This window comes from Bradyrhizobium diazoefficiens, from assembly GCF_016616235.1.
Taxonomy (GTDB): domain Bacteria; phylum Pseudomonadota; class Alphaproteobacteria; order Rhizobiales; family Xanthobacteraceae; genus Bradyrhizobium; species Bradyrhizobium diazoefficiens_H.
Genome location: NZ_CP067100.1, coordinates 2,863,395 through 2,881,693 on the forward strand (window position 1 = coordinate 2,863,395; position 18,299 = coordinate 2,881,693).

At 65.6% G+C, this 18,299-nt stretch carries 16 protein-coding genes; 12 read left to right on the forward strand and 4 right to left on the reverse strand.

From position 1 onward, the window contains the following. Positions 1-204: 204 nt before the first annotated feature. From JJB99_RS13545 to JJB99_RS13555, 3 genes are all read left to right on the forward strand, one after another. Positions 205-1,179 carry a Bug family tripartite tricarboxylate transporter substrate binding protein gene (locus JJB99_RS13545; RefSeq protein WP_200499218.1) on the forward strand — a complete coding sequence of 325 codons (975 nt, stop codon included), beginning with the start codon at positions 205-207 and terminating at the stop codon, positions 1,177-1,179. Between the two features lie 174 nt (positions 1,180-1,353). Beyond that, positions 1,354-1,896 carry a tripartite tricarboxylate transporter TctB family protein gene (locus tag JJB99_RS13550; RefSeq protein ID WP_200499219.1) on the forward strand — a complete coding sequence of 181 codons (543 nt, stop codon included), beginning with the start codon at positions 1,354-1,356 and terminating at the stop codon, positions 1,894-1,896. Between the two features lie 11 nt (positions 1,897-1,907). Further along, positions 1,908-3,425 carry a tripartite tricarboxylate transporter permease gene (locus JJB99_RS13555; RefSeq protein WP_200499220.1) on the forward strand — a complete coding sequence of 506 codons (1,518 nt, stop codon included), beginning with the start codon at positions 1,908-1,910 and terminating at the stop codon, positions 3,423-3,425. On the opposite strand, the gene JJB99_RS13560 is transcribed toward JJB99_RS13555, so the two are convergent. Beyond that, positions 3,403-4,596, reverse strand: coding sequence for a CaiB/BaiF CoA transferase family protein (locus JJB99_RS13560; RefSeq protein WP_200499221.1), 1,194 nt, complete (start codon positions 4,594-4,596; stop codon positions 3,403-3,405). The two genes, JJB99_RS13555 and JJB99_RS13560, sit on opposite strands and share 23 nt — an antisense overlap. Before the next feature lie 127 nt (positions 4,597-4,723). Further along, positions 4,724-5,062, reverse strand: coding sequence for a hypothetical protein (locus JJB99_RS13565; RefSeq protein WP_200500149.1), 339 nt, complete (start codon positions 5,060-5,062; stop codon positions 4,724-4,726). Between the two features lie 202 nt (positions 5,063-5,264). Here JJB99_RS13565 and JJB99_RS13570 point away from each other — a divergent pair, with 202 nt between their 5' ends. Both JJB99_RS13570 and JJB99_RS13575 read left to right on the forward strand, forming a co-directional pair. Then, complete coding sequence (locus tag JJB99_RS13570) at positions 5,265-8,156, forward strand: M10 family metallopeptidase C-terminal domain-containing protein (protein ID WP_246775236.1); 2,892 nt, start codon at positions 5,265-5,267, stop codon at positions 8,154-8,156. Between the two features lie 222 nt (positions 8,157-8,378). Then, on the forward strand, positions 8,379-8,921 hold the full coding sequence (locus JJB99_RS13575; RefSeq protein ID WP_246775237.1) for a tetratricopeptide repeat protein: 543 nt from the start codon (positions 8,379-8,381) through the stop codon (positions 8,919-8,921). A gap of 125 nt (positions 8,922-9,046) precedes the next feature. Here JJB99_RS13575 and JJB99_RS13580 read toward each other — a convergent pair whose 3' ends face one another. Then, a complete protein-coding gene (locus JJB99_RS13580; RefSeq protein WP_200499222.1) occupies positions 9,047-9,643 on the reverse strand; it encodes a prepilin peptidase in 597 nt (198 codons plus the stop codon). Between the two features lie 80 nt (positions 9,644-9,723). Continuing rightward, positions 9,724-12,096, reverse strand: a complete 2,373-nt coding sequence (gspD, locus tag JJB99_RS13585; RefSeq protein WP_200499223.1) for a type II secretion system secretin GspD — start codon at positions 12,094-12,096, stop codon at positions 9,724-9,726. 137 nt (positions 12,097-12,233) lie between these two features. Here gspD and JJB99_RS13590 point away from each other — a divergent pair, with 137 nt between their 5' ends. From JJB99_RS13590 to JJB99_RS13620, 7 genes are all read left to right on the forward strand, one after another. Further along, on the forward strand, positions 12,234-13,922 hold the full coding sequence (locus JJB99_RS13590; protein WP_433995768.1) for a GspE/PulE family protein: 1,689 nt from the start codon (positions 12,234-12,236) through the stop codon (positions 13,920-13,922). A gap of 217 nt (positions 13,923-14,139) precedes the next feature. After that, the gene (locus JJB99_RS13595) at positions 14,140-15,351 is read left to right on the forward strand and encodes a type II secretion system F family protein (protein ID WP_200499224.1); all 1,212 of its coding nucleotides are present in this window, start codon (positions 14,140-14,142) and stop codon (positions 15,349-15,351) included. Between the two features lie 46 nt (positions 15,352-15,397). Further along, positions 15,398-15,853, forward strand: coding sequence for a type II secretion system major pseudopilin GspG (gene gspG, locus JJB99_RS13600; protein WP_200499225.1), 456 nt, complete (start codon positions 15,398-15,400; stop codon positions 15,851-15,853). Next, complete coding sequence (locus JJB99_RS13605) at positions 15,816-16,310, forward strand: prepilin-type N-terminal cleavage/methylation domain-containing protein (protein ID WP_200499226.1); 495 nt, start codon at positions 15,816-15,818, stop codon at positions 16,308-16,310. The genes gspG and JJB99_RS13605 overlap by 38 nt, the downstream gene beginning before the upstream one ends. Next, the gene (locus JJB99_RS13610; protein ID WP_200499227.1) at positions 16,288-16,686 is read left to right on the forward strand and encodes a type IV pilus modification PilV family protein; all 399 of its coding nucleotides are present in this window, start codon (positions 16,288-16,290) and stop codon (positions 16,684-16,686) included. Before JJB99_RS13605 ends, JJB99_RS13610 begins: the two co-directional genes overlap by 23 nt. Beyond that, a complete protein-coding gene (locus tag JJB99_RS13615; RefSeq protein ID WP_200499228.1) occupies positions 16,683-17,387 on the forward strand; it encodes a general secretion pathway protein GspJ in 705 nt (234 codons plus the stop codon). The genes JJB99_RS13610 and JJB99_RS13615 overlap by 4 nt, the downstream gene beginning before the upstream one ends. Next, positions 17,384-18,298 carry a general secretion pathway protein GspK gene (locus JJB99_RS13620; RefSeq protein ID WP_246775238.1) on the forward strand — a complete coding sequence of 305 codons (915 nt, stop codon included), beginning with the start codon at positions 17,384-17,386 and terminating at the stop codon, positions 18,296-18,298. The genes JJB99_RS13615 and JJB99_RS13620 overlap by 4 nt, the downstream gene beginning before the upstream one ends. The last annotated feature ends 1 nt before the right edge of the window (position 18,299 follow it).

Here is an 18,299-nt window from a genome sequence, read left to right on the forward strand (position 1 = left end):
TTCACGAACTGGCGCGGGCTCCGCAAGGGGCCCGCGCTTTCTTGCGACGCCCGTGCTTGCAATCCGTCTAAGTCCAAAGTCATAAGCGGGCCGATGCCAGCCAGGCTTGAACTGACCGGTATTCGCCCGCACAATGCCGTTCGCTGGCTTCCGCGAATTGCCAATACCAACAAGAACATAGGGAAGATGCGCGTGGGACATGGAATGAAGGCCGCGGTCGTGCTGGCGGCTACGCTTTGCAGCGCGCCGGCCTTGGCCGGCTGGGAACCGACCAAACCGGTCGAGATCGTGGTCGCGGCGGGCGCGGGCGGCGCCTCCGACCAGATGGCGCGGATGATGCAGGCCGCGATCCAGAAGAACAATCTGATGAAGCAGCCAGTCGTGGTCTCGCTCAAGGGCGGCGCGTCGGGCGCGGAAGCGCTGATGTACATGAAATCGAGCGAGGGCGATCCGAACAAGGTGCTGATCGCCTATTCGTTGATCTACATGCTGCCGCTGTCGGCGAAGATTCCGTTCAACTGGCGTGAGCTGACCCCCGTCGCGGTGATCGCGCTCGACCAGTTCGTGCTGTGGGACAACAGTGCCGGCCCCAAGACGGTGAAGGAATTCGTCGCGGCCGCGAAGGCGGCGAGCGCGCCGTTCAAGATGGGCGGCACCGGCTCCAAACGCGAGGACCACGTGCTGACCGTCTTCCTGGAGCAGAAGACCGGCGCAAAGTTCTCCTATCTGCCCTACAAGTCGGGCGGCGAGGCCGCGACCCAGCTGGTTGGCAACCACACCGAAGCCAACGTCAATAACCCCAGTGAAAATCTCGAGGTCTGGCGCGCCGGCCAGGTGCGTCCACTCTGCGTGTTCGACAAGGAGCGCATCTCTTACACCACAAAGGTGACGGACACCCAGTCCTGGGCCGACATCCCGACCTGCAAGGAAGAGGGCGTCGACGTCCAGTATCTGATGCTGCGCGCGATGTTCCTGCCCGGCAAGGTCACGCCGGAGCAGCAGGCGTTCTATGTCGAGCTGCTCCACAAAGTGACGCAGACCGCGGAATACAAGGACTATATGGAGAGGCAGGCGTTGAAGCCGATCTTCCTCACCGGCAAGGACATGGTGCAGTTCCTCGAAGAGGACGATGCCACCAACAAGTCGCTGATGACGGAAGCCGGTTTCAGCGCGAAGTGATTCTTTCACCTCTCCCCGCTTGCGGGGAGAGGTCGCATCGCATCGAAGATGCGGGTGAGGGGGACTCTCCGCGAATCCAACTCTCACCGTTTACGCGGAGACTCCCCCTCACCCCGACCCTCTCCCCGCAAGCGGGGAGAGGGAGAATTGACCGCACTCCGTCCCTAACAGAGCATGTCCCAAACCGATCTTGAAATCGTCGTCGACGATCCGACTGCGCCTGAGGACGACTCGCCCTCCGTCGTCTCCTCCGGCACGATCGAGATCATCGTCTGCCTGCTGTTGCTCGCGCTCGCCGTCACGCTCGGCTACGACAATTGGCGTACCGGCGCCTCCTGGGATGCGACCGGGCCCGAGCCCGGCTATTTCCCGTTCTATCTCTCCGTCATCCTCGGCGGCAGCAGCCTGTACGGACTGATCGTGGCGCTGGTCGCGCACCGCAAGGCGGCTGAGAGCTTCGTCACGCGCGCGCAGGCGCGCCGGGTGATGGCAGTGTTCGTGCCAACGCTGCTGTTCTGCGTCGTGACGCAGTTCCTCGGCCTCTATGTCGCGAGCTTCCTGCTGATTGCCGGCTTCATGCGCCTCGTCGGCAAGATCGCGCTGTGGAAGTCGCTGCTCACCGCTCTTGTGTTCACTGCGATCATGTTCGTCACCTTCGACATCGCCTTCGACGTCATCATGCCGAAGGGGCCGCTGGAAGCGGCCTTCGGCTACTAGGCGGGCCCGCGATGGAAGCTTTCGGTCTCCTGCTTCACGGCTTCGCCGTCCTGCTGACGTGGAAGACGCTCGTGCTGATGATGGTCGGGCTCGTGCTCGGCATCTTCGTCGGCGTGCTGCCGGGGCTTGGCGGCCCCAACGGCGTTGCGATCCTGCTGCCGCTCACCTTCACGATGGATCCGACCTCGGCGATCGTGATGCTGTCCTGCATCTACTGGGGCGCGTTGTTCGGCGGCGCGATCACGTCGATCCTGTTCAACATCCCAGGTGAGGCCTGGTCGGTCGCGACCACCTTCGACGGCTATCCGATGGCGCAGCAGGGCAAGGCGGCCGAAGCGCTGACCGCGGCGTTCACGTCGTCCTTCATCGGCTCGCTGGTCGCGGTGCTGCTGATCACCTTCCTTGCGCCGATGATCTCGTCTTTTGCGCTCAAGTTCGGGCCGCCCGAGTTCTTCGCGGTGTATCTGTTGACCTTCTGCTCCTTCGTCGGCCTCGGGCGCGAGGCCAAGCACAAGACGGTGATCTCGATGTCGCTGGGGTTGCTGCTCGCCGGCATCGGCATGGACACGGTGTCGGGCAATCTGCGCATGACCTTCGGCTCGGCCGAGCTCTTGCGCGGCATCAACTTCCTGGTCGCCGTGATCGGCCTGTTCGGCATCAGCGAGATCCTGCTGACCATGGAGGAGCGCCTCGCTTTGCGCGGCCACGCGGCGAGCATTTCGCTGCGCGTCGTGCTCGGCGTGTGGAAGGACCTGCCGAAATACTGGGTGACGCTGCTGCGTTCCTCCTTCATCGGCTGCTGGCTCGGCATCACCCCGGGCGGTGCGATCGCGGCGTCCTTCATGGGCTACAATCTTGCAAAACGCTTCGCCAAGGATCCCGAGAGCTTTGGCAAGGGCCGCATCGAGGGCGTGTTCGCCCCGGAAACGGCGGCGCATGCGTCCGGGACATCGGCGCTGTTGCCGATGCTGGCGCTCGGCATTCCCGGCTCCGGCACTGCGGCGATCCTGCTCGGCGGCCTGATGGTGTGGGGTCTCAATCCCGGGCCGCTGCTGTTCGTCGAGCACAAGGATTTCGTTTGGGGCCTGATCGCCTCGATGTATCTCGGCAACGTCGTCGGCCTCGTGCTGGTGCTGACCACGGTGCCCGTCTTCGCTTCGATCCTGCGCGTGCCCTTCGCCGCGGTGGCGCCGATGATCGTGGTGTCCTGCGCGATCGGCGCCTACGCGATCCAGAACGCGATGTTCGACATCTGGCTGATGCTCGGCTTCGGTGTCGTCGGTTACGTCTTCAAAAAGATCGGCATTCCCTTGGCGCCGTTCACGCTGGCGCTGGTGCTCGGCAACCGCGCCGAGGATGCCTTCCGCCTGTCGATGATCGGCTCCGGCGGTGACCTCAAAGTGTTCTGGTCGAACGGTCTGGTCGGCTCGATCGCGACGCTGGCGATCGTGCTGCTGTTTTGGCCACTCGTTGACGGTTTGCTCGTCCGCATCGGCCGCGGGCGGCCTACACCACCTTGGCGTCCTTGAGCTTCGCAATCTCGTCCGCACTGAGGCCGAACTCCTTCAGCACCTCATCGGTCTGCTCGCCGAATTCCGGCGGCCGCGCCACCATCCTGCTCGGCGTGCGCGACAGCGTCACGGGCTGGCCGACCAGGCGGATGTGGCGGTCCTCGTCGTTCGGCACGTCCTGCGCGATGCCGAGATGCTTGACCTGCGCATCCTCGAACATCTGGTCGATGGCGTAGATCGGCCCGCACGGCACGCCGGCCTCGTTGAGCTCGCGGACCCAGGTCTCGGTCGACTTCGTCACCGTGCGCTTCTCGATCTCGGCGTTGAGCGCGTCGCGGTTCCTGGAGCGGGCAGGGGCCGTCGCATAGTCGGGATGGGCATAGAGCTCCGGTGCGCCGATCGCCTGAGCGCAGCGCTCCCAGATCCGCCCGCCTGTCGTGGCGATGTTGATGTAGCCGTCGGAGGTCTTGAACACGCCCGTCGGGATGCTGGTCGGGTGGTTGTTGCCGGCCTGCTTGGCGACCTCCTTCTCCATCAGCCAGCGCGCGGCCTGGAAGTCGAGCATGAAGATCTGGGCCTGGAGCAGTGAGGTCTGCACCCACTGGCCCTTGCCCGAGACCTCGCGCTCGAGCAGCGCGGTGAGAATGCCGATGGCGCAGAACAGTCCCGCCGTGAGGTCGGCGACGGGAATGCCGACCCGCATCGGGCCCTGGCCCGGCGCGCCGGTGATCGACATCAGCCCGCCCATTCCTTGCGCGATCTGATCGAAGCCCGGCCGCTTGTGATAGGGGCCGTCCTGGCCGAAGCCGGAGATGCTGCCATAGACGATGCGCGGATTGATCGCGGCGAGGCTCTCATAGTCGATGCCGAGCTTCTTCTTCACGTCAGGCCGGAAATTCTCGACCACGACGTCGGCCTTGGCGGCGAGGCGCTTGAACACGGCAAGGCCGCGCGCGTCCTTCAGGTTCAGCGTCATCGCCCGCTTGTTGCGGTGCAAATTCTGGAAGTCGGCGCCGTGCCGTGGTCCGCCCGGCTGCTCGCCGCCGGCATCCTCGGTCAGGGCGTCGATCTTGATTACGTTCGCGCCCCAATCTGCGAGCTGCCGCACGCAGGTGGGCCCGGAGCGGACGCGGGTCAGATCGAGCACGGTGAAGCGCGACAGGGCTGCCGAGGCATGCGGAAAGGGCATCGTGAAAGGCTCCGGGATGGATTGCGGGCCTACCATAGTGCCGAAAGGCCATGCGGCAAGTCCGGCGCGGCGCCGATGCAACCTGCCAAAATGCGATGCCTCGTGCGAATTTGGCGCGGCGACGAGATCAGCGCGACAGGCGCTTCAGCTCGGCACGCGCCTGCTCGGCCAGCGGATCATCGCCGTGGCGCGCCAGGAAGAGCTCCAACGCCTCTCGCGTTCCCTTGCGGCGGGCGGCTTCGTACTCCTCCGCCACCGCAGCGGAAGGATCACGGGCCATTGGCATGGTGGACGCGCGTCCTGCGCTGCCGACTTCCTTGCCGGCCTCGTTGCCGGTTTCTTTGCCGCTTTCATCAGCGTTGGCGGTAGCGACCATGGCTGGCTGTTCTCCGATGGACAAGCGATCCGGTCCCGCGAGCACCGCCACGAGACCAATCAGACCGGCTGACAATGGGGCTAATTTCATGATTTCCTTCACAAATCATAGCAAGAGGCGGAACCCGCATCCTGCCGGCGGTCCGTATGACTACGGGATTTCATGACTAACAAGGCATTATGGCAGGGGGGCGGGCGCCGCTGCCAAATTTAAACCAAACGTATAGTTCTCTAGCTAGAATCAAGCGCCTGCTCACGAATCGCGCGAGGCGCGCCGTTCCCGGAGAGTTCCATTGGCCACTTCTGTTTCCGTCACTCAGACCAATAACGCGGATATCGACGGTCTGCTGTCGGGCGTCAAATGGTCCGGCGTGATCTCCTACAGCTTCCCCGACTCGCCCAGCGATTACCCCAGCTCCTACAGCGGCGGCAGCAGCGAGCCGACCACCTCGGGCTTCGCTTCGGCGCCGAGCCAGATGCAGGCGGCGATCAATTACGCGATCGGACTGATCCAGAGCTACACCAACGCCAGCATCACGTATAACGGCGCGAACAGCGCCGACATCATGATCGCGCAGTCGCCGTCGGCCAACCCGACCTCCTATGCCTATTACCCCGGCAACTATGCTGCCGGCGGCGACGTGTGGTTCGGCACCGATTACGACTACACCCAGGCAAAGCTCGGCAATTACTATTTCACGACGGCGCTGCACGAGCTCGGCCATGCCTTCGGCCTCAAGCACAGCCAAGAGACGGGCGGCGTCGCCAACGTCGCGGTGCCAAGCGCCCATGACGACAGCGAATACACTGTCATGAGCTATCGCAGCTATGTCGGTGCTTCGACGACGGCCGGCTACACCAATGAGGCCTACGGATATCCGCAGACCTATATGGCCAACGATATCCTCGCGCTCCAGACGATGTATGGCGCGAACTACACGACCCAGAGCGGCAGCACGGTCTACACCTGGAGCCCGACGACGGGGCAGGAGTTCATCAACGGCGTCGGGCAACTCGCGCCGGGCGGTGGCGTCGGCGGGTCGGCCAACCGCATCTACGAGACCGTCTGGGACGGCGGCGGCGTCGACACCTACGACCTGTCGAACTACACGACGAACCTGAGCATCAATCTCAATCCCGGTGCATCGTCGGTGTTCTCCACCGCGCAATTGGCCTATCTCGGAGATGGCCATTACGCGTCGGGCAATGTCTACAACGCCTATCTCTACAACGGCGACGCGCGCTCCTACATCGACAATGCGACAGGCGGCTCCGGCAACGATACCATCCTCGGCAATGCCATTGCCAACGTGCTCAACGGCGGATCCGGCAACGACACGATCACCGGCGGCGGCGGCAACGACACCATTGTGGGCGGATCTGGCGCCGACACTGCGGTGTATTCGGGTAACAGGGCCAATTACGGCGTCACCTACAACGCTAGCACCGATACGTTCACGCTCACCGATTTGCGCTCCGGCTCGCCTGACGGCGTCGATACCGCGACCGGCATCGAGGCATTCCAGTTTGCCGACGGCACGATCACCAGCGCCACGCTGCTCAGCCAGGTCGGTCCGGTCACGATCGAGGCGCTCGGCGCGACCAGCCTCGTCCAGTCCGGCGGCAACTATTTCCTCGATGCCGTCGCGGGCGGCACGGGGCCGACACTGAAGCTGAGCGGCGCCGCAGTGACGCAGGGACAACTCGGCGCCTGGACGCCGATCGCGGTCGAGGCGACGTCCACCGGTTACGAAGTGGCCTGGAAGTACGGCAGCAGCGGCAGCTATTCGGTCTGGCAGACCGACAGCAACGGCAACTATATCAGCGGCAGCGACATGACGTCGACGTCGATCGCGACGGTCGAGAGCAGCTTCCATCAGGATCTCAACGGCGATGGCGTGATCACGCCGGCGAGCACGTCGAGCACCACGATCGAGGCCTTCGGATCGACCAGCCTCGTGCTGACGGGAAACAACTATTACCTCAATCCTGTTTCGGGCGGCACCGGGCCGACACTGAAGCTGGGCGGCGCCGCCCTGACGCAGGGACAGCTCGGCGCCTGGACTCCGATCGGGGCCGAGGCGACGTCCAGCGGCTATGAGGTGGCCTGGAAATACGGCAGCAGCGGCAGCTATTCGGTCTGGCACACCGACAGCAGCGGCAACTATGTTAGCGGAAGCGACATGACGTCGGCGTCGATCGCGACGGTGGAGAGCAGCTTCCATCAGGATCTCAATGGCGACGGCGTGATCACGGCCGCGAACTCATCGAGCAGCACCACGATCGAGGCCTTGGGATCGACCAGCCTCGTGCTGACGGGAAGCAACTACTTCCTCAATCCCGTCTCGGGCGGCACGGGACCGACACTGAAGCTGGGTGGCGCCGCCATGACTCAGGGGCAGCTCGGCGCCTGGGCTCCGATCGGGGCCGAGGCGACGTCCAGCGGCTATGAGGTGGCCTGGAAATACGGCAGCAGCGGCAGCTATTCGGTCTGGCAGACCGACAGCAACGGCAATTACGTCAGCGGCAGCGATATGACGTCGACGTCGATCGCGACGGTGGAGAGCAGCTTCCACCAGGATCTCAACGGCGACGGCGTGATCACGCCGACGAGCACGTCGAGCACCACGATCGAGGCTTTGGGATCGACCAGTCTCGTGCTGACGGGGAGCAACTACTACCTCAACCCCGTCGCGGGCGGCACGGGACCGACACTGAAGCTGGGCGGAGCCGCCATGACTCAGGGACAGCTCGGCGCCTGGACCCCGATCGGGGCCGAGGCGACGTCCAGCGGCTATGAGGTGGCCTGGAAGTATGGCAGCGGCAGCAGCTATTCGGTCTGGCAAACCGACAGCAACGGCAACTATCTCAGCGGCAGCGACATGACGCCGACGTCGATTGCGACGGTGGAGAGCAGCTTCCATCAGGATCTCAACGGCGACGGCGTGATTGGCGCTTCCCCTGCAAGCGGCATGGCAAGTACGCCGGGCGATTCATTTCTGTTCCGCAGCTCGCCGCCGGTCACAGTGGCTACGGAGACAACGAGCTCCGCCGGATGGGTGTCCAACGACTCCGGCCAGTTCGCGAATTGGCTTGCTGCCCAGTCGGCAAGCGGTCATGTCGACACGTCGTTCTTGGACCAGCACTTCCATATCGACGCTGCCGGCCATTTCATCCTGAGCTGAGGCTTGTGCACCGGCGCGGAACGCGGTGCATGAAACTTGCGCCGGGATGCGCGCTGGGCGCTTGATTGTGCCAGTGCCGTTTGACGTGCTGGACGCGGTCGAACATCACGTATTCGTCGCACTGACGGATTAGATCCAAACCGTCAAATCGGCCGCGCGGCCGTGCTCTGGATTCTGGTCCAGCGGCGGACTAGTCTCGTCGGCAGGCAGGGAAGGAACGGCATGAAATCTCTCAATGAATGCGATGCTCTGCGGCGCCATGCAGGTGCTGTGCGGCGGGGCAGGCGGGCCTGTGCCGTCGCCGTGCTTCTGCTCGTGACGGCGATGCCGGCGTACGCCCTGTCATTGCGCCAGGGCGTGTCCGCGTTCCAGCGCCAGGACTATGTGACGGCCTCCCGCATCTTCATCCCGCTCGCCGAGCGCGGAAATGCCGCGGCGCAGACCTATCTCGGCTTCCTGTTCGAGACCGGCCGCGGCGTGCCGATGAACTATACGGAAGCTGCGATGTGGTACCGCCGCGCGGCGGAGCAGGGCGACAGCCGCGCCCAATATTCGCTGGGCCTGCTCTATGACCGCGGCCAGGGCGTGCCCCAGGACATCGTCGAGGCCTCCAAATGGCTCAACCTGTCGACGGCAGCATCGCCGCCCCGGGTGCGCGAGTCGCGGGCCAGGATCCGCGATGCCGTCACCACCAAGATGACGCGTGGGGAGATCGCCCAGGCCCGCCTGCGGGCCCTGGAATGGGCCCCGAGCCGGGAGCACTGACCCTGCCGGCCCGGTGCTTTCGGCAGTCGCAAAATAAAAAACGCGAAAACAACCCCATGCACAGTAGAGCGTGAGGGGCAGGGAGACTGCGCCGGAACGACGAATAATCCTGACATCGTCGTGCTTTAGCCCGGCCAGCCGCCGAGCCAGTTGAGATACCAGGTCTCGCCCAGCCAACCGATCCAGATGGCCGGTGCCAGGAACAGCCCGAACGGCAGGAACGCGGTCGCGCGCAGCCGTTTCCTTTGCAGGGCAGCATTGATGACATAGGCGCCGATCGCCAGCAGCGCCGCAAGCTCGATCACCGCCAGCACGGTGGCAAGATCGAGCCAGGCCCCGCACACCGCCGCGAGCTTGACGTCGCCGAACCCAAGCCCGTCGCGGCCGCGCCAGTGGCGGTAGGCCAGCATCAGCAGCAGTAGCGGCAGCGCGACCGCCGCGGCCCGGGCCAGCGGCCACAGCAGGGCCTCGATGCCGAGATCAGGCACGAACGCGCCGGCGCGGAGCAGGGCGAGCGCGAAAGCCGTGCCGGTCAGTTCGTTCGGAATGAGATAGTGGCGCGCATCGTACGTCGCGATCGCCAGCATCAGCGCGGCCAAAAAGGCGCCGTAAAGGCCCTCCGCGCCCGGCGCGGTGACGAGGCTTGCGAACACGCCCAGTAGCAGGGCGATGCCGATTGCGAGCGAAGGGCCCGTCTCTTCGTCCGCCACCTGATCCGTCACGGTTGTTGTTGGCGCATGATCTTTCCGGAAAGCCGCTGCATGCCTTGCATCAACGTGGCCCTTCGGGTCCGGACCATGCCCTAGCGTGCCGCCTTGGGCACAGTGACCACGGGATTGCTGGTCCCGACCAGACGGCTGTTCATCTTGGTGCGCATCTCCTCGGCGATGACATGAGCATCGACGCCGTCCTTGATCACGGTCGGGCGGATGAACAGGATCAGCTCGGTGCGGGCGCGCGCGTTGGTCTGGTGCGAGAAGGCATCGCCCATGCCGGGGATCGAATCGAGGATCGGTATGCCCTGGCGCTGCTTGTTCTCGGTCTCGCTGATCAGGCCGGCCAGCAGCACCGTCTGCCCGCTCATCACCGCGATCGAGCTCTTGACCCGGCGCTGCGAGATCGTCGGCGTCAGCGAGGCGCTGCCGGCCGCAACGCTGGAAATCTCCTGCTCGATGTCGAGCACGACGTTGCCGTTGGCATTGGCGCGCGGCAGCACGCGCAGGATGATGCCGGTGTTCTTGTAGTCGATGGTGTTGACCACGGTGTTGTTGGCGGTCAGCACGGTCGCAGTGCCGGTCGAGAACGGCACCTGGTCGCCGACCTGCAAGGTCGCGGTCTGGTTGTCGAGCACCACCAGCGAGGGATTCGACAGCACCTTGACGTCGGTGACGTTATGCAGCGCATCGAGCACGACGCGCGGCGAATTTTCCGACCCGATCAGGAAATTGAAGCCGGGCAAGGCGCGGCCGAGTAGGGCGCCGGCGGCGGCGTTGACCGCGTTGCTCGTCGCCTCGGTGTTGCTGCCGACCGTTGCGGCGTTGCTGATGCCAGAGACGGTGTTGGAGATCGAGCCTTTCTGGCTCGCCAGGAAGAACTGCACGCCGTAGTTCAACTGATTGTTCAGCGTCACCTCGGCGATGGTCGCCTCGATCGCGATCTGGCGCTGCGGCCGGTCGATCTGGCGGATGGTCTGCTCGACGATGCGCTGCGCGTCTTGGTTGGCATAGACCAGCACGGCATTGTTAGTGACGTCGGCCGTGATCCGCACGTTCTGCAGGATGGCGTTGGCGCCGGGCTTTGCACCGCCGCTTGACAGTCCCCCGAGACCGTTGTCCTGCGCCGGCGTCGCCGAGGCGGCCGGAGCGGGACGGGCGCCGAGCGCCGAGCCGGCCGGTCCGCTGACCGGCGTCGTGGCGCCGGCGGCGGCGGTCGGCAGCGCGCTCAGCGACGCTACGGGATTGGTGGAGGATAATGTCGTCGACATCCCGGAGCCGGGCGAGATCTGGCTCGAGGCGTTGTCGAGCGTCGAGCTGCTCGCCGAGCCCTGGTTGAGCAGCATATCGTTCAGCATCGCCACGACCAGCTTGGAATTGCCGTAGCGCAGCGGATAGGACTTCAGGTTCACCCCGTCGGTGTCGGAGCGGTCGAGCCGCGCGATCCATGTCTGCGCGCGTTTCAGATATTCCGGCTTCTGGCTCACCACGAGGATCGAGTTGAGCCGCGCGATCGGCTGAAGCTTGATCACGTTCTGGCTCATCCCACCGTCGCCGGAATCCATGATCTTCTCGATCTCGCTGATGATGGGCTCCGGCGCGGAATTGTGCACCGGGAAGATGCCGACGGATTGTCCGCGCATCCAGTCGGCGTCGAAGGAGAGAATGGTGTCGACGGCGGTCGCCCGGTCGCTGCCGCTGCCGCTGACGATCAGCGTGTTGCGGGAATTGTCCGGGCGCATGGTCGCGGCCTTGACGCCGAAGGCATCGAGCAGCTTGAAGATGTTCTGCGCCGAGACATAGCGCAGCGGCACCACCGAGATGCCCTGGCCGGCAGCGACGTTCGAGCGGTCCACGCCGCCGGGACCGGCCTCCGGCGCCGGCAGCAGGCGATAGCCGGTGCGGTCGCGCACCAATGCGACGCCGGACATGCGCAGCGCGTTCTCCAGCACGTAGAGCGCGTCCGCCTTGGGCACTGGGCGCACCGAGGCCAGCGTCACGGTTCCCTGCACGCGCGGGTCGATCGTGTAGCCGACGTTCAAGACGTCACCGAGAATGACCTTTGCGACGGTGGCCACCGGTGCGTTCTCGAAATTGAGATCATAGCCGCTGCCGCCGCCGTCATCGCGCTCGGCCAGCGCGCCGCCTTGCGGCGTCGCATCATCGCTCAGATAGATCGCCGGCTTGGACGATTTCGACTGGGCGATGCCGGTCGCGCCGGTATCGGTGGGTTGCCGCGGCTCAAGGTCCAGCGAGCGGATCTTGTCGGCAATGTCCTGGGCGCGCGGATCCTTCGGATCGGATTCGATCGACTGGTCGGCGGTGACGATGCAGGCGCCGAGCAGGAAGGCGGACGACAACAAGACAAGCGCAGCAGGCAGCGCCGAACGCAGGCGCAAGAGCGGCTGGACCACCTCAAACAAAATACGCCTGCCAACGCTAGATGTGACTGGAAATTGCATCCGATCCCCCTCGGTTCGGACGCGCAACAAGTTTGCGCCACGATTATGTTTTTGCTAAGAAATAAGTCAAGGGTAAAGGGCCTCCCGCCCCGCCGAAGTTGTTGCATTCAAGTAACAAGGTCAACGCTGTGAATGCGATGCGCGACCGCTCCGCAGAGAGCTTCCGGCAGCACCTCCTGGAAAAATATTCACTGCCGCTGCGGGCGCATGCCCATGCGGACAAGTCGGCCAATCCCGCGCTGACGCGCCCCTTACGCGAATTGTGGGAGGCCACCGATCTTTCCGCCACCGAATTCGCCGATGAAGTATCGCATTATTTCGATCTGCCGCGGCTGAATCTTCCGCAATTGCTCGCGGCGACACCTCGTCTCGACGGGTTTTCGCGCCGTTTCCTGCGCGAATCCACCATCTTTCCCTTCATTGCGCCGGACGACGGTGTTCGGCTCGCTGTCGCCGACCCCTCCGACACGGCCGCCACGCGCGCCGCGGAAATCGTGTTCGGAACACCGGTCGATGTCGTCGTAGCGTCATATGAGGATATTACGACCGTTCTCGATCAACGGGCCGATGCCGACGACGCGACTGCCGATCGAAGCGGCAGAAGCGTTGCGCAGCAGTCCGACGACGATATCGAGAGCCTGCGCGATCTCGCCAGCGGCGCACCTGTGGTGCGCGCGCTCAACGATCTCTTGGAGCGCGCGGTGGACTTGCGTGCGAGCGACATCCACGTCGAGCCGTTCCGCGCTGGGCTCACGGTGCGCATGCGCGTCGATGGCCTGCTGCGCGCGCTGCCGTCGCCGCAGGGCATCCCGCCGCAGGCGCTGATCTCGCGCATCAAGATTCTCGCCAGCCTCAACATCGCCGAACGGCGCCTGCCGCAGGACGGCGCCGCCCGCGTGCGTGTGGGGCGCAGCGAGATCGACGTTCGCGTCGCCACCATGCCGACGCAGCACGGCGAGAGCGCCGTCATCCGTCTGTTGCCGCGCGACCGCGGCCTCTTGGAAATGAGCAAGCTCGGCCTCAGCGCCCGCGACGAACGCGCAATGACGCGGATGCTGGCAATGCCGCACGGCATGATCGTGATCACCGGGCCGACCGGCAGCGGCAAGACCACGACGCTTGCGACCATGCTGTCGATCCTGAACGAGCCGACGCGCAAGATCCTCACCATCGAGGATCCCGTCGAGTACGAGATCCCCGGCATTAACCAGTCGCAGGTCAAGCCGTCGATCGGATTGACCTTCGCCTCCGCCATGCGCGCCTTCGTGCGCCAGGACCCCGACGTGATCATGGTCGGCGAGGTCCGCGACGCCGAGACCGCGCATATCGCCATCCATGCCGCACTGACCGGCCACCTCGTGCTGACGACGCTGCACACCGAGACGGCGGCGGCCGCGGTGCCGCGCCTGATCGATCTCGGCATCGAGGGTTTTCTGCTGAAGTCGACGCTGCGTGCGGTGGTGGCGCAACGGCTGGTGCGCATGCTGTGCGACCGCTGCAAGGTGCCGCACGCGCTGACCGAGGCCGATCTCGCCAAGGACCCGCGCTTTGCGGTGATCGGCTTCAAGTGCGGCGAGGTCGTGCACGAGGCCGGCGGCTGCGAACGCTGCGGCGGCACCGGCTATCGCGGCCGCAACGGTGTGTTCGAGATCCTCGAAATGTCTGACGAGGTGCGCGGGCTGATCGGGCCGCAGACCGACTCCCACTCCATCGATGCCGCCGCGATGCGTGGCGGCATGACGACGATGTTGGAGGATGCGGTCGCCAAATGCCGGGCCGGATTGACGACCGTGCCCGAGGTCTTCCGCGTCACGACGGTGCGATGAACATGATGCGATTTGATTCATTCGCTGCGACGAGCGAGGTGCGCTCCCTCCCCCGCTTGCAGGGGAGGGTTGGGGAGAGGGGGTCTCCTCAAGCGAGGACCCCCCAGAGGAGAAAGCCCTCACCCGGCGCTTCGCGCCGACCTCTCCCGCAAGCGGGAGAGGTGCACCGAGTGCGCGGCCAATGCATTCGACCCAAGCTCATTCAGCTATAGGACCCATGCCGAACTATCGCTACCGCGCGCTCAATGCCAACGGCGACCTGATCTCCGGCGCCATTGCCGCGCCTGCGCCGGGCGATGTCGGGCCGCGGATCGAGCGGCTCGGCCTCGTGCTGGTCGACAACGTCACGCCGGATGAGGGCGGCGCGGCGGGCGGTTTCTTCAACCTCTTCAACAAGCCGAAGCCGGAAGACGTCACCATTTTCACCCGCGACCTCGCGCTGCTGCTGCGTGCCGGCGCCCGCATCAACGACGGATTGGAGCTGCTCGCGGCCGACCCCGATTTCGGCCGGCTGCGCTCGGTCGTGGCCGACATCCGTTCGCGCGTCGTCTCGGGCGAGAGCTTTGCCGAGGCGCTGGCGCGGCACGAGGGGCTATTTCCGCCGATGTACATCGCGCTCGTCCGAGTCGGCGAGGCCTCGGGATCACTGGATCAGGTGCTGGAGGTGCTGGCGGGCGAACGCGCGCGCGGCGAAGCCCTGCGGCGCCGGCTGTCGGATGCGATCCGCTATCCCCTGTTCGTGCTCGGCGCTGCCGGCTGTGTGCTGCTGTTCTTCCTCAGCTTCGTGCTGCCGCAGTTTGCCAGCGTGCTGCAGGATTTCGGCGCCAAGGTCGATCCGGTGGTCGGCGTATTCCTCAACATCTCGACCTTCCTGCGCAGCAATTCCGACACGGTGCTGGCCGGCCTTGCCGTCATCATCGCCGCGACATGGCTCATGTTGCGGCAGCAGCGTATCCGCCACGGCATCACCAATGCGATCGTGCGGCTGCCGGCGATCCGCAACATCATGAGCGCGTACCGCACGGCGCTGTTCTGCCGCAATCTCGGCCTGCTGCTCGGCAGCGGCGTCAATCTGACCACCACGCTGCGCATCCTGATCGACATGATGGCGACGACCGGACCGTCCGCGGTCTGGAGCGATGCCGCCGATCGCGTCCGCCACGGCTCCAAGCTCTCCGACGCGCTGGCCGAAACCGAGGCATTGCCGGCGATGGCCGTGCGCATGCTCCGGCTCGGCGACGAGACCGGGCAATTGCCGATGCTGTCTGGACGCGTCGCCGAGTTCTATGAAACGAAATTGCAGCGAACGCTCGACCGTGCGGTCGGCGTCGCGGGGCCGGCGGCGATCATCGCGATCTCGCTGGTGGTCGGCGGCCTGATCACGTCGGTGATGACGGCGCTGATGTCGGTGAGCCAGATTGTCGGTTAGGCCAGGCAACGCGCGAGTAGCGGGCAGGTAAGGGGAGAGACTTGAAGTGACCAAACATCCATCGTTAAGGCGCGGCCGGCGGCGTGCGGCCCGAGGTGAGGCCGGCTTCACGCTCGTCGAGATGCTGGTCGTCATCACCATTATCGGGATGATCATGGCGCTGGTCGGCCCGCGGGTGCTGAACTATCTCAGCGAGTCCAAAGCGAAGGCGGCGAAGATCCAGATCGAGAGCTTCTCCAGCGCACTTGATCTCTATTATCTCGATCTCGGCCGCTATCCGACCTCGAACGAGGGCCTCACCGCGCTGACCCGCAGCAACAACCAGGCCGGCTGGAACGGGCCTTATTTGCGCGGCGGCATGGTGCCGAATGACCCCTGGGGCCACATCTATGTCTATCGCTCGCCGGGCGCGAGCGCGCCTTACGAGATCATCTCGCTCGGATCGGACGGTCAGGAAGGCGGCAGTGGAACGGCAGCCGACATTGTCAGCGGCGCGCGCTGAGGACCTCGTTGATGCGCGCGGCTTCGCGCTGATCGAGATCCTGTGCGTGCTCGCCATCATCGGGCTGCTCGCGGCGATCATCCTGCCGGCTGTCCCGCACACGACGACGCGTGCCAAGCTGGAGAGCTATGCGGTCGAGACCGCAGCCCTCCTGAAGGCCGACCGCAACGCGGCGCTGCGCCGGCAGACCAGGGTGACGACCGTGGTGGATGCGGAGGCGCGCGCGATCCGTTCGGGCGTCACCGGACAAATCATCCGCCTGCCCCGCGACGTGGTGATGGCGGCGACGCTGGCCTCGCGCTGCGCCGACCGGGCGGCGGGGCGGTCGATCGATTTCTTTCCGTCGGGCATGTCGTGCGGCGGGACGATCGCGCTGGCGCGGCCCGGCATGGGCTATGAGGTGCGCGTCAACTGGCTGACCGGAGGGGTCGAGATTGTCCTGCAGAAGCTGCTCTGACGGCGCCGCCGGCTTCACCCTGATCGAGGCGCTGGTGGCGCTTGCGATCATCGTCGCCGTGCTCGGAACCATCGGCTCGGTCATCGCCACGACGGCGAAGGGCACGCGCTCGATCGACCAGCGGCTGGCGCTGGCCGGCACCGCCGAGCGGCTGCTGGCAGACCTGCCGCCGCGGGCCTTGCTGAAGCCGGGCCGGCAGAGTGGCGAGCTGTCCGGCACACGCTGGCGCGTCGACATCGCGCCGATGAACGTCGCGGGCGAGGATCCCGCCGCCAACCGCTTCGTGCCGATGGCCGTCAATCTGCGCCTCCAGCGCGGCGACGGCGCTGCGATCCAGATCACGACGGTGAAGCTGGTGCCGAGGGCCACACAATGAGGCGCCTGCGCCGCACGCTGGCCGATGAGGCGGGCTTCACCCTGCTCGAAGTGTTGCTTGCGACGCTGCTGATGACGGTCATCCTGGCGGCGCTGGCGACGGTGACGGCGCAATGGCTGCCGAACTGGAATCGCGGCATCGCGCGGGTGCAGCGGGCCGAACGTCTCGCCACCGGGCTCGACCGCATCGTCGCCGATTTGTCGGTCGCCGAGCAGATGACCGTGAACGGCGACGCCAAGGTGCCGCTGTTCGACGGCGCCGAATTGTCGGTGACCTTCCTGCGCACCGCGCTCGGTCCGAGCACGCGTCCGGGTCTCGAATTCATCCGCCTGATCGAGAAGGCCGATTCGCAGGGGTTGGCGCTGGTGCGCGAGCGCGCGCCGTTCCAGCCGATGCCGACCGACGGGCAAATCCGCTTCGTCGACCAGGTCGTGCTGATCCGCGCCCCGTTCCGCGTCAGCTTCTCCTATGCCGGACCGGACGGGCAATGGCAGCCGACCTGGCGCGGCCAGAGCCAGCTGCCGGATCGCATCCGCATCACCGTGCGCAACGGCGCCAACGGGCAGGTGCTCGCGGTCTCAGGCGCGGTGATCCCGCACATCACGGCGCCCGCCGAATGCGCGCGGGCCAAGAATCCGACCACCTGCGTGGCGGCGCGCACCGGGCCGCAACAGGCGCAGAAAGAGGAGCAGCAATTGTGAGCCGCACGGCGCAGAATTGCGAGGCTATCGGCGATCCCCGCGGCTTCATCGTCGTCGTCGTGCTCTGGATCCTGGCGGCGCTGGCCGCGCTCGCGCTGATTTACCTCACCTATGTCACCAACACTGCGATCACCGTCGCGGTCAACGCCGACCGGTTGCAGACCGATGCGCTCGTCAACGCCGGCATCGAGCTCACCGCCTACCGGCTGACGGCGCAGAACGAAGCGGTGCGGCCGACCAGCGGCACCTTCAATGCCCGCGTCGGCGCCGGCCGGGTGAGCGTGACCTTCCGCTCGGAGGCGGCGCGGGTCGATCTCAACATGGCGCCGAAGGCGTTGCTCGCGGGCCTGATGACGGCGCTCGGCGTCTCGGAGACGGACGCGCCGGCCTATGCGGACCGGATCCTCGCCTGGCGCTCCGCGACGGAAGCCGGCCAGGACAATCCGGAGGATTCCTATTACCGCACGCTGGGCGCGTCCTATCTGCCGCGCCATGCGCCGTTCCCGCACAGCGACGAGCTCTGGCTCGTGCGCGGCATTCCGGCCGCCGTCGTCGAGCGTGCGATGCCCTTCGTCACCGTGTTCAGCAACATGCGGACGGTGAATCTGCTGGACGCCGCGCCGCAGGTGCTGGCGGCACTGCCGGGCATGACGCCCGAGACGCTGCAACAGCTGCTGCGCGACCGCACTGACCCCAAGGTCGATCCGCGATCCCTGGTCAGCCTCGCCGGCGGCGCCAATGTGACGACCGACGGCTCGCGGGCGTACCGGCTGACCGTCGTCGCCGAGGCGCCGTCGCACCGGCGCAGCTCGGCCGAAATCGTCATCCTGCTTCTCGAAGGCAGCGATGAGCCGTATCGTGTCTTGTCGTGGCATAACGCCTTCGACGGTTCTGCCGGAAAGCCTCTGTGAG